This window comes from Streptomyces albipurpureus (assembly GCF_023701525.1).
GTDB lineage: Bacteria > Actinomycetota > Actinomycetes > Streptomycetales > Streptomycetaceae > Streptomyces > Streptomyces albipurpureus.
Map to the genome: position 1 here is coordinate 103,234 of NZ_JAMQAW010000083.1, position 11,033 is coordinate 114,266.

Genomic DNA, 11,033 nt, shown 5'->3' on the forward strand with positions numbered 1-11,033 from the left:
GCAGCCCCCTCACCAGACAAGGAACCCATCCCATGGAGCTCCAAGGCATCGACTTCCACGTCCACCTCCGTGACAAGGAGACCGTCCAGGCACTGGGCGCACGAGCCCACCAGCAGGCACGGTACTTCGGCCAGGAACTCAAGACGGTGAGCGTCGACGAACTCGCCGACGAGTACCGGGCGCGCCGGATGCGGGCCGTCCTGATGAACAGCAGCGACATCACCACATCCGGCGTGCACCCCGTGCCGAACGACCACATCGCCGAGGTAGTGCGGCGTCACCCCGACGTGTTCATCGGCTTCGGAGCGGTCGACCCCTGGCAGGGCCGGGTCGCGCAGGACGAGATCAAGCGCTGCGCCGAGGAGCTGGGACTGGCCGGGATCGGCGAACTCAACCCGGGACGGCAGAAGTTCTATCCCAACGACCGCCGCTTCTATCCCCTGTGGGAGGAGGCAGCGGCCCAGCAACTCGTCGTCCTCTTCCACAGCGGATTCATGGCCTCCGGCGCGGGGACACCGGGCGGTATGGGCTTCAAGCTCGATGCCGGACGGCCGATCCCCTATCTGGACGACATCGCCGCCGACTTCCCCGAACTGACCATCGTCGGCGCCCACCCGTCCTGGCCCTGGTCGGAAGAGAACCTCGCGGTCGCCCGGCACAAGAGCAACTTCTACATCGACCTCTCCGGCTGGGCCCCCAAGTACTTCCCCGAGTCCCTGGTGCGACACGTCAACTCGATCCTCCAGGACAAATGCCTCTTCGGTTCCGACTGGCCCGCCCTCACCCCCGAGCGCTGGACGGCCGAGTTCGACCAGTTGGGGATCAAACCCGAGGTCCGCCGGAAGGTCATGCTCGACAACGCCCGCCGGGTTCTGCGACTGCCCTGACGCCCCATCCCGCCGCTCTGCCCGGGCCCGTGCGGACGGCCCGGGCGGGGTGGTGCCCGCACCGGAGCACGATCCAGGGGTATACGACCCTGCTGTTCACCGGGTCCGAGGTGGAGCGGCCGCTCGACCTTCCGCGCTTGCACGGCATCGCTCTCCCGCCCTGTACGAACAGGCGAAACGCCCCGCGTGAGCGATGCTGTCGGTCGGTACTGCCTCGCCGCGCAGGGGCGCGGGCCTGGGGGCTACCGGCGCATGGGGCCACGAGTGGGCCGGGCCTCCGGCCGAAGCAGGGCCCGACGGCGGCCCGCGCGGCCCGGGTGACCGCCCGGGCCGTCAGGTGCTCAGTCGAGCCATTCCCGAAGGAGCCGCTGCCAGGAGGCGTCGAAGCGTTCCCATTCCTCCCGCAGTACCTGGGCGGGCCAGCGGGCGGGCGTGAGTTCGTCGGGGAGCAGCGGGTCGTCGGCGAAGTGGTGGATCACCGCGGCGGCCACCATGAACCCGGGGGCGAGGGCCTTGGCCTCATGGGCGTCCAGGTCCGTCTGGGTTCGGGCCATGGAGGTGCGCAGTGATTCGGCGAGGCGCTGCCAGGCGCGCAGGTCCCACAGCCGGCCGACCAGGTCGGTGGGGTCCTGGCTGCCGGAGGCGACCAGGGTGTCGCACTGCCGCCCGACGATGGCCCGGTCGTCGCCGAGGCGCTCCGGGTCGAGGTTCCTTGGCCGCATCCACAGTCCCTCGCGGTACTCGCCGAGCCTCAGATTGTGCATCGCCGAGCGGAGGGCTACCCGGTCCGCGGCGTTGCGACGGTCCAGCCGGACCATCTCCAACTCGAAGGTGCCGTCCCACGGCAGCGTCTCGGGAGCCCGGCTCATCGACTGCCGGATCCGTCGGCCCGCCAGGCGGCCGGCGAGCGTGTACCGGCCGTCGCTCATCTCCAGTTCGCCCCCGGCCATCATGCGGGAGAGGGTGACCCGTGCGGTGGTGTCCGGTACGCCGAAGAGGCCGCAGAATCGCACCACTTGACGGCTGGTGAGGCCTGCCGGGTCACTGCCCAGCAGGGCGGAGGCGATGATCGAACGGGCCTTCAGGGGCCTGAGTCCGAGGTCCCGCCACATCATCTGGTAGTGGGAGACATCGCTTGGCGTGCTCCCCTTCGTTGTCCCGGTCATCGCGCAGGATCACCCGCCGATGCGCCCAGGAGCCGGGCGTAGGGCGTCGGCGGGCGGTGGGGGGCGGGGGGTTTCATCGGGGGGTCCGTCTCGCTTCTGCTCTTGCCGTACACGGTCGGTATCGGTCGGGGGCGGGAGGCGAGCACTTTACCGGAGCGCGCCCGCTGAGCCCCCGCCTCCTCACTATCAGATCTTCGCCGACGCCAGCGTTCCCGGAGCGAAGAGGGCCTCGGGTTCGATCCTGTCGGGGATGAGCCCCTGCTCGTGGGAGTAGCGGATGAACGTCCGCAGTGTCTCCCGATTGCGGTCGATGCCGTACGGCCAGTAGTCGTCGCCCAGCACCTCCCGTGCCTCCTCCGCGGCGGCGGTCAGCCAGGGCAGCGCGTACTTGAGGGCGGTGGTCTCGCGCAGATCGGCGAGCGCCCGCTGCTTGGACTCCTCGAACGCCTTCGTCAGTGACTGCGCGGTCCAGGGGTTGGCCTCCAGCACGTCCTGCCGGATGACCACGGTGTGCATGATCGGGAAGATGCCCGTCCTGCGGTAGTAGTCCTGCTCCACGGTGACGTAGTCCTCGAACAGCCGCCGTACGTTCGGGGAGTGCCGGGCGAAGCCGGACGGCATGTGCGCGGTGTACAGCGCGTCGATGTCACCCGACTCCAGCATCTCGGACAGGGTCCGGTCGTCGCCGATCGGCTCGACCACGATGTCCGCCGGGAGGTCCATCGGCTGCTCGCGCCGGCCCGGTTGCTCCAGTCCGCCGGTGGCGTACCGGACGCTGTTCACCGGCACGCCGTAGTGGTCGGCCAGCATTCCCTTGATCCACACCGCGGCGGTCATCTGGTACTCGGGGCAGCCGACGCGCTTGCCCACCAGGTCGGCCGGCTTCTCGATACCGCTGTTGACGTTGACGTAGATACAGGAGTGCCGGAACATCCGCGAGGGGAAGACGGGTATGGCGGTGAACGGTCGGTCCTTGAGCGCGGCCAGCCGGGTGTACCAGGACAGGGACATTTCCGAGGCGTCGAAGTCGTTGAAGTGGAGCATGCGGAACGCACTCTCCGGCATCATCAGCGGGAGATAGGTGAGCGCGATGCCCTCGGGGCGCACGGTCTCGTCGTGGAGTGCCCTGGTGCGGTCGTAGTCCCAGCAGGCGAGCGTCATCGGGATTCTGGCCATCGGTCACCCTTTCCGGTGGTGGCGGGTCGGTGCGGGGAGGGGGCGGCGGTCACCACGGGTAGAAACCCTGGCCGCTTTTCTGCCCGAGGTGGCCCTCGGAGACCATCTCGCGCAGCAGGGCCGGCGGTTCGAACCGGCTGCCCAGGGTCTTCGCCAGGTACTGGGCGATGCCGAGCCTGACATCGAGTCCGACGAGGTCGGTCAGTCGCAGCGGGCCGATCGGATGGCGGTATCCGAGGGACATGGCGGTGTCGATGTCCTCGGCCGAGGCGACGCCGTCCGCCACCATGCGGATCGCCTCCAGACCGAGCGCGACCCCGAGCCGGCTGGTGGCGAAGCCGGGCGAGTCGCGAACCACCACGGGTGTCTTGCCCATCGTGCGGACCCAGCCGACCGCCCGGGCGGTGACCTCGGGTGCGGTGGCGGTGCCGGTGACCACTTCGACCAAACCGCTGGCGGGCACCGGATTGAAGAAGTGCAGCCCGATGAACCGCCCGGCGGGAGGCGTGGCGAGGGACAGCTCGTCGATGGAGAGGCTGCTGGTGTTGGTGGCGATGACGACCGAGGGGCCCACGGTACGGGCCACCGCCCCGAGCACGCTCGCCTTCAGCGCAGGGGACTCCGACACGGCCTCGATGACCAGCCCGGCGGACGCGGTACCGTCGATCGTGGTGGTGGTCGTCAGCTGGGACAGCACCCGATGGGCCGAGGTGGCCAGGGTGCCCCGCTCGGCACTGCGCTCCACCGCGCGGACCACTCTGGCCCGCGCCGCCGCCGCGGCTGCGGAGTCGGTCTCGACCAGCGTCACGGTGCTGCCCGCCAGCAGCAGGGCGTGTGCGATGCCCGCGCCCATCCGCCCACCGCCCACGACGGCCGTCTCGGGCGGCAGTTCCACGGCGGCACTCCGCCCCGGCGTCGTCATGGCGTCTCCCGGGCAAAGCCGTCAACCAGCCGGTTGAGCTGCTCGCTCGCGTCGACCGGTACCAGATGGGCGCTTTCCGCCACGGTCGCGAGGGCCGCGTCGGGCAGGGCCTCGGCGAGCCCCGCCGCAACACCGAGGGGCACCACCCGGTCGTTGGCACCGTGGACCACCAGGGTCGGCACCGTGACGGCGGCGGCCATCGGCAGGGGCTCCCAGCGCGCCAGCTGACCGACCGCCTCCAGCGCCACCGGCAGCGGTGTCCCGGCGAACATCCGCGTCAGCCAGTCCACGGTCGCATCCGAGACACCGTCGGCACAGATCGCCCGGGCGGAGCGCGCGGCGAAGTCCGGCCAGTCCCGCAGCATGGCGCGCGGCATCTTCTCGTACGGCGCGGTCGCCGCGCTCGGCACACCGATCAGGACGAGCCGCCCGGCCCGCTCGGGGAAGGCGGTCGCCAGCTCCATGGCCACGGTGGCGCCGTAAGCGAAGGCGACCACAGTGGCCGACCGCGCCCCCAGCTCTGTCAGTAGGTCCGCGAGGTCGGCGGCGTGCCGGGCCGCCGAGTAGGGGCCGAGGAGACCGGCGGAGCCGCCGAAGCCCGCGAGGTCGACGCTGACCACCGTGAAGGACGCGGCGAGCGCGGCCTCCTGGTACATCCACATCCGCCGGTCCAGACACCAGCCGTGCACCAGCAGCAGTACGGGCCCTTCGCCCCGGCTCTGGTATCTCAGCCCGCGCCTCGATGTGAGGACGGTGAGCCCGTACGGTCGTGAGTCGCGGGGTGCGGCAGCGTCCGGTTCGCCGGGGCGCGGCCCCGGGGTGCCTGGCCCGCGGGTGTGGGTCCCGGTCATGGGGAGGTCCCCTTTCTCGCCCACTCCTGGACGGTTCGGGTCTGGAGCTTTCCGACGTGGTCGCGGGGGAGTGCCGTGACGAACTCGATCCGCCGCGGATACTTGTAGGGCGAGATCGCCCCCTTCACATGGCTCTGCAACTCGCTCACCAGGACCGGTGAGGGGGGATAGCCCGGGGCGGTGACGACATAGGCGGTGACGACCTCCTGCCGTTCCGGGTCGGGCGCGCCGACGACACAGACCTCCCGGACCCCGGGATGGCTGCCGAGGGCGGCCTCGACCTCCGCTGGCACGACCTTGTATCCGGCCGTGCTGATCACGAAGTCGGTGCGGCCCAGATAGGTCGCGTTGCCCGAGGGCTCATAGCGGATGAGGTCGTCGGCGAGTGTCCAGCCGTCCACCACGTCGCGTCGCTGGAGTTCGGGCCGCCGCCAGTAGGTGAGCCCGCTGGGGCCCCGTACGGCGAGTCGGCCCACCGTCCCTTCGGGGGCCGGGCGGACGCCCAGCGCGGTGTCGGGCTCGACGGCGAGAGCGGTGTAGCCGGGGGACGGCCGGCCCAGCGACGCGGGTTCGACGTCCTGGCCGGGCCGAGCTGCGAGCACCCAGCCCGCGAACGCCGTACTGCCGAAGTTGTTCATCAGTTCGAGGCCGCGTGCCTGCCACTGGTCCCGTATGGGCGAGGAGCCCGATGTCTGCCACATCGCGTAGGCGCGGTACAGGGACGACACATCGAGCGCGGGATCGCGTTCGAGCGCGGTGGCCAGCCGCGACCAGGCGATGGCCACGGCCGTGAAGGTGCCCACGCGGTGGCGCTGGATGGCTTCGGCGATCACGTTCGCGTCGGAGTAGCGCTCGATGAGCACGGCGGTCGCGCCGTGCAGCAGGGTGTAGTTGGTGTGGAAGATGAAACCGAGCGCATGCCCGATCGGGGCCGCCGCCGCCCACACCTCACCGGGCCGCACCCCGGTGGCCTGTCCGGTGGCATGGCCCGCGAGCAGAAAACGGCGATGGGTGTGGTAGCAGGCCTTGGGCCGGCCGGTGGTGCCGCCCGTGTGCCAGACCAGGGCGACATGGTCGCTTGAGCGGTCGGGCACGGCGAAGTCGGCGGGTCGGGACTCCACCAGCTGGGACCAGCTGGTGTACGGGGAGGACTCCTCGCCGGGTCCGTGGACGACGACCTGCTCGACCAGACCCGCGTCGACCGCCATGGCCACGTGCTCCGGCTCGGGGTCGTCGGCGTTCGCGATGAGTAGACGTGCCTCGACGTCGGCCAGGAAGTAGCACAGTTCGGAGCCTTTGGCCTGGGCGGGTGTGGGGACGACGACCCCGCCCGCCTTCCAGATCGCGAGGGCCGCGACCAGGGCCTCGGGCCGGTTGGGAGACCGGATCGCCACCCGGTCGCCGAGCCGGAGGCCGAGGCCGAGCAGTGCGCTGGCGAGGCGGTTGCTCCCGCTGGACAGATCGTTGTAGGTCCACCGGCGCCCCGACTCGTGGTGGATCAGCGCGGTGGCGTCGCCTCGGCCCGCGGCCACCTGGCGGTCCGACAGTTCCACCCCCGCGTTGGCGGTGTCCTCCACAGGGCTGCCGGGGACGTCGGTGTACACCGGCTGCGACACGGGTGGGACGAGGTAGTGGTCCGGGATGCTCGTGCCCGCTGGGTAGGCGTCTCCCATGGCTGGCGTCCTCCCTCCTTCTCTGCACGGTTGGTGGGGCGCTTGTCGGTGGGGCTTCACAGGGGATGGGTGTCACAGGAGGCGGGTGGCGAGCGCCGGCGGTCTGAGGGCCGTCCGCAACTCCTCGGTGACGGCCCCCAGGTCGCGTCCGGCGGCCAGGACGCATCGGTCGGGGCGTACGACGGCGAAGTCCGCGTCACGGCGGTCCAGCCACCGGGACACCGACTCGGTCGCCTGCCCCAGGTCGCCCAGGGTCAGCACGGCGCAGTCGTCGAAGGTGGTCCACCACCGTGCCGCACCCGTGAGCTGGTCCGGGGTCCTGGCGATGAGGAGGAAGCGGTCGCCTATCTCGTCGTCCAGCCGGGTACTTCCGTCCAGCGTGGGTTGGGGGAAGAGGGTGCCCCCGCCCGCGTGGACCAGGGTGCCGGGGGCCAGCGGCGGGAGTTGGAACCTCAACGGACGGGAGTCTTCCCCCGAGAGCAGGCGCCGGTCGCGTTCGGCCGCCTCCTGCGGATCGCTGATACTGACGAACCGGCCGAACTCGACGGCGGAGGCCACGACCTTGCGGACGTGGGGGGCCCGCTCGCTCTCGTAGGTGTCCAGCAGCGCCGCGGGCAACTTGCCGCGCAGTACCCGGGCCAGCTTCCAGGCGAGGTTCGAGGCGTCCCGCAGGCCGGAGCACATGCCCTGCCCGAGGAAGGGCGGCATCTGGTGGGCCGCGTCACCTGCGAGCAGCACGCGGCCCGCTCGCCAGGACCGGGCGCTCAGTCCGTGGAAGGTGTAGACGGCGCTGCGTTCGACGTCGAACAGCAGGTCGGGGAAGACCGGGGCGAGCAGCCGTTCCAGGGAGGCGCGTTCCTTGAGGTGTTCGGGGTCATCGCCGGGGAAGAGCATGAACTCCGCCCGGTAGCGACCGTGCGGCATGGGGTTGGCCACATAGGGCCGGCGCGGGTCGCACACCTGGATCGCCTCGGTGAGGAGGTCGTCGCGGCCCAGCCGGTCGACCAGGTCCAGAACGAGCCATTCCTCGTCGAATCCCAGGCTGTCGAGGGTGACGCCGAGCGTCCGTCTGACCGAACTGTTCGCGCCGTCACAGCCGATGAGCCAGTCCGCCGTGGCCCGTACGGTCGCACCGGTCATCCGGTCCAGGCACCGTACGGTGACGCCCTCGGCCTCTGGCTCCAGTGACACCATCTCCAGGCCGCGGCGCACCTCCACGGTCTCCATCGTGCTGACGACACGGTCCAGGGTGCGGTCGAACTCGGGCTGGTAGAAGTACATGCTGGCGGGCAGCCCCGAGACACTGCCCTGGTCGCCAGGCACCCGCACCAGTCGGCGCAGGGAGGCATCGAGCAGGGCGAGGCCGCGGTTGGGGAGCATTCGGGGCAGCAGTTCGTCCAGGCAGCCGAGTTCCTGGAGGGTCCGCAGTCCGGTGTGGTCGATGTGCGCGGCCCGGGGCAGCGGATAGACCTCGGGTGATTTCTCCACCACCAGGACCCGGATGCCGCGGCGGCCCAGTAGGCCCGCGAGGACCATGCCGACCGGCCCGAAGCCGATGATGGCCACCTCGTATCCGGGGTCCTGGTGCCTGGTGCTTGCGTTCCCAGGAGTCGGCAGTCCGGCGCTCTCGTTCGCCGGGCTGTTGTGACGCGTGCTCTCGTGTCGGGTGTTCATGTCCCGCCCTGCCCCTCCAGGATCGTCACTGCCAGCGCCGCGGTGTCGTCGAGCGCCAGCCCTCCGGCGTTCTCGGCGAGTGCCCATCGCGCCCCGGGCACCTGCCGGGCGCCGGCGTCGCCGCGCAGTTGCGCGACCAGCTCGGTGACCTGGGCGAGTCCGGTGGCGGCGACCGGATGGCCGCGTGACTCCAGTCCGCCGCTGGTGTTGACGGGGAGCGTGCCGCCGAGGGCGGTGGCGGAATCGGCCACCAGGTCGCAGCCCTCGCCCGGGCCGCAGAAGCCCAGTTCCTCGTAGGCGAGCAGCTCGTTGAAGGAGATGGAGTCATGCACCTCCGCCACATGGATCGATTCGGGCCCCATCCCCGCGCGGGCGTAGGCGCGGTCGGCGACCCGGCTGAGTGCGGAGCGGCCATCGGCCGCTCCGCCCATGCCGATCGCGCAGGCGCGTACCCAGACCGGGGAGTGTGAGGCGGTGAGTTGGCGCTCCCCGGTCACCACCACGGCGGCGGCCCCGTCGCCGATGGGCGCGCACATCAGGGCGCGGACGGGTTCGGCGACGGACCGGGAGGCGAGTACCTGTGCCAGGGTCAGGGGTTCGCGGTACTGGGCGAGCGGATTGTGCCCCGCGTGGCGTCTGTTCTTGACGCTGATGCCGGCCAGTGTCTCCGCCGTGAGCCCGTACCGTGCCGCGTACGCCGCCAGGCGCGGGGGGTAGACCGCCTTGATGAAGACGCTCTCCCGGCCCGGATCGATGCCGGACGCGTGGAGGACATCGATATCGGCCGCGCCGTTCAGGGCGCGGTACGCGGCCGTCCGGTCCTCGCTGTAGAGCTTCTCCACACCGAGTACGAGTACGGTCTCAGCCTCGCCGGAGCGAATCGCCTGGCAGGCCAGGGCGAGCGCGGACGACGATCCGGCGCAGGCGTTGTCGATGTTGAAAACCGGGATGCCGGTCATTCCCATGTCGCGCAGTACCGTCTGGCCCACGACGCTGACCTGGCCCGTGACGACGGAGGCCATGGCATTGGACACGAACGCCATGTCCAGATCGGCCGTCGTCAGTCCGGCGTCCCCCAGCGCCGAGCGCACGGCTTCCGCCCCGAGGGACTTCAGGGAGCGTCCGAGGTGCTTGCCGAAGGGCGTCATACCCGCACCGATGATCGCTGTCGCGGGGTCCGCGCGGGCCGCCCCCGTTGCCTTGCCCCGTCCTGGATGCCCCTCGGCACGGCCAGTGGAACCGGAGCTCGCTCGCGTGTTCATGGCCCCCTATCCGAATCTCTTGGTGAAGGACTCGACACCGGGCAGGAAGTTTCCTCGCCGCATCGCGTCCCAGTGCAGGGCGTGGTCGAGGTCGAGAGCTTCGGCCAGGGGTAGTTCGTGCCCGCCGAACACCGCGCGTCTGGCTGCCGAGATGCCGACGCGTCCGGCCCGGCGGGCGGCGGTGACGGCGAACTCCTGTGTGGTCGCCATCAGTTCGTCCGGTGGGCAGAGCACATCGGCGAGACCGAGGCCGGCGGCCTCGCGGGGGTTGATGTGTTCGGCGTGGAGCATGAAGTGCAGGGCGCGGGCAGGTCCCATGAGCCGGGTCAGATACTGGGCGCCGCCGCCCCCGCTCGGCAGTACCCCGAACAGTTTCATCTCGGGTGCGCCGAGCCGCAGTTCGTCGCGGTCGGCGACGAACCGCAGGTCGCAGGCGGCGGCGAGTTCGAGGCCGCCCGCTAGGGCGTGGCCGCCGATCGCGGCGACGGTGAGCAGAGGGCCGCGGCGAAGCCGCAGGCACAGTTCGCGGAATCGATCCATGGTGCGGTTGAACTCCGCGAGGAGGTGGTCAAGGCCGTGGTCGGCCACGGTCCGGCTCATCCAGGACGCGTCCGCGCCGGCCGAGAAGACGGACAGTCCGCTGGCGATGACGACCACGGCGATCGCTGGATCGGCGAGGGCGGCGTCGTAGCGCGCGTTGAGCGCGTCGATGAAGTCCGGATCGATCGCGTTGACGGGGGCCGCGTTCATCGTCCAGACCTGGACGCCTTCCGCGGACCGGGTGGACACGATGTGGTTCAAGTCCGGCATGCGTCAACTCCTTGTCCCGCGGCGGTGCCGGCGCGTCGATGTCCGGGTGCCGCGGATGATGCCTCACGGGCCGGTGAACGGCCCTCCAGCAGAGCGGTCCCGCCGGGGCGACAGCCCGGGGATCAGGTTCCGCCAGGGGAGCTTAACATTCTGGCGACATATGAAGTCAATACGTAACACCGTCGAGGTCGGGCTGCGCGAAGCCCGGTGTCCCCGTGATGGATGGCCCTTCGGGGCGGCTGGTCTGAATCGTCGCGTTCGTACTCGGTGTGACCGAGGGGTTGACACGCAGTTAACAGACTGTTGTTATCTGACACGGGAATGTAACAGCGGCGCGGCGGCTTCTCACTCATCCGCGCGGTGCTCGCCTCTTCCTTTCCCCAGCCGTTTCCGCTCCTACGCAGAAAGGCAGATCGGGGACAGGGCGCAACGGCGTCCGCGCACCGGTTGGCGCGTAACGGCCGCCACCGCATCACGGCTTCTGCGACGACACGAACAAGCAATTCTCATGGAGCCCGGCGTTACCGGGCGGGAAAGGTCAAGGGCACATGGACGACCGTTTTCTTGTCGAGACCTATGCGGAGTGGGCTGTGGGGGAGGGGGTTCCGGTTC

The 11,033-nt window shown here is 70.5% G+C and carries 9 protein-coding genes; 1 reads left to right on the forward strand and 8 read right to left on the reverse strand.

Annotated features, from left to right (window positions below; genetic code table 11):
* Positions 1-32: 32 nt before the first annotated feature.
* Positions 33-887: an amidohydrolase family protein gene (locus tag NBG84_RS36625; RefSeq protein ID WP_250924025.1), complete on the forward strand. Its 855-nt coding sequence runs from the start codon at positions 33-35 to the stop codon at positions 885-887.
* Positions 888-1,228: 341 nt separating this feature from the next.
* On the opposite strand, the gene NBG84_RS36630 is transcribed toward NBG84_RS36625, so the two are convergent.
* The 8 genes from NBG84_RS36630 to NBG84_RS36665 all read right to left on the reverse strand — a co-directional run bounded on the left by NBG84_RS36630 (position 1,229) and on the right by NBG84_RS36665 (position 10,421).
* Positions 1,229-2,053, reverse strand: coding sequence for a PaaX family transcriptional regulator C-terminal domain-containing protein (locus NBG84_RS36630; RefSeq protein WP_250924026.1), 825 nt, complete (start codon positions 2,051-2,053; stop codon positions 1,229-1,231).
* Between the two features lie 186 nt (positions 2,054-2,239).
* The gene (locus NBG84_RS36635) at positions 2,240-3,229 is read right to left on the reverse strand and encodes an ABC transporter substrate-binding protein (RefSeq protein WP_250924027.1); all 990 of its coding nucleotides are present in this window, start codon (positions 3,227-3,229) and stop codon (positions 2,240-2,242) included.
* 49 nt (positions 3,230-3,278) lie between these two features.
* Complete coding sequence (locus tag NBG84_RS36640) at positions 3,279-4,151, reverse strand: 3-hydroxyacyl-CoA dehydrogenase family protein (RefSeq protein ID WP_250924028.1); 873 nt, start codon at positions 4,149-4,151, stop codon at positions 3,279-3,281.
* Positions 4,148-5,002 carry an alpha/beta fold hydrolase gene (locus tag NBG84_RS36645; protein ID WP_250924029.1) on the reverse strand — a complete coding sequence of 285 codons (855 nt, stop codon included), beginning with the start codon at positions 5,000-5,002 and terminating at the stop codon, positions 4,148-4,150. Before NBG84_RS36645 ends, NBG84_RS36640 begins: the two co-directional genes overlap by 4 nt.
* Positions 4,999-6,675 carry an acetate--CoA ligase gene (locus NBG84_RS36650; protein ID WP_250924030.1) on the reverse strand — a complete coding sequence of 559 codons (1,677 nt, stop codon included), beginning with the start codon at positions 6,673-6,675 and terminating at the stop codon, positions 4,999-5,001. The genes NBG84_RS36645 and NBG84_RS36650 overlap by 4 nt, the downstream gene beginning before the upstream one ends.
* A 72-nt stretch (positions 6,676-6,747) precedes the next feature.
* Positions 6,748-8,349 (reverse strand): bifunctional 3-(3-hydroxy-phenyl)propionate/3-hydroxycinnamic acid hydroxylase MhpA, encoded by a 1,602-nt coding sequence (mhpA, locus tag NBG84_RS36655; protein WP_250924031.1) that lies wholly within the window; start codon positions 8,347-8,349, stop codon positions 6,748-6,750.
* Positions 8,346-9,611: a thiolase family protein gene (locus NBG84_RS36660; protein WP_250924032.1), complete on the reverse strand. Its 1,266-nt coding sequence runs from the start codon at positions 9,609-9,611 to the stop codon at positions 8,346-8,348. Before NBG84_RS36660 ends, mhpA begins: the two co-directional genes overlap by 4 nt.
* A gap of 6 nt (positions 9,612-9,617) precedes the next feature.
* Entirely contained in the window at positions 9,618-10,421 is an 804-nt protein-coding gene (locus tag NBG84_RS36665) for an enoyl-CoA hydratase/isomerase family protein (RefSeq protein ID WP_250924033.1), read from the reverse strand.
* Between the last annotated feature and the right edge of the window lie 612 nt (positions 10,422-11,033).

Excerpts from the sequence above, each read along its gene's own strand:
- NBG84_RS36640 (WP_250924028.1), bottom strand. The coding sequence starts at position 4,151 with ATGACGACGCCGGGGCGGAGTGCCGCCGTGGAACTGCCGCCCGAGACG.
- NBG84_RS36660 (WP_250924032.1), bottom strand. The coding sequence starts at position 9,611 with ATGAACACGCGAGCGAGCTCCGGTTCCACTGGCCGTGCCGAGGGGCAT.
- NBG84_RS36650 (WP_250924030.1), bottom strand. The coding sequence starts at position 6,675 with ATGGGAGACGCCTACCCAGCGGGCACGAGCATCCCGGACCACTACCTC.
- NBG84_RS36625 (WP_250924025.1), top strand. The coding sequence starts at position 33 with ATGGAGCTCCAAGGCATCGACTTCCACGTCCACCTCCGTGACAAGGAG.
- NBG84_RS36665 (WP_250924033.1), bottom strand. The coding sequence starts at position 10,421 with ATGCCGGACTTGAACCACATCGTGTCCACCCGGTCCGCGGAAGGCGTC.
- NBG84_RS36630 (WP_250924026.1), bottom strand. The coding sequence starts at position 2,053 with ATGACCGGGACAACGAAGGGGAGCACGCCAAGCGATGTCTCCCACTAC.
- NBG84_RS36635 (WP_250924027.1), bottom strand. The coding sequence starts at position 3,229 with ATGGCCAGAATCCCGATGACGCTCGCCTGCTGGGACTACGACCGCACC.
- mhpA (WP_250924031.1), bottom strand. The coding sequence starts at position 8,349 with ATGAACACCCGACACGAGAGCACGCGTCACAACAGCCCGGCGAACGAG.
- NBG84_RS36645 (WP_250924029.1), bottom strand. The coding sequence starts at position 5,002 with ATGACCGGGACCCACACCCGCGGGCCAGGCACCCCGGGGCCGCGCCCC.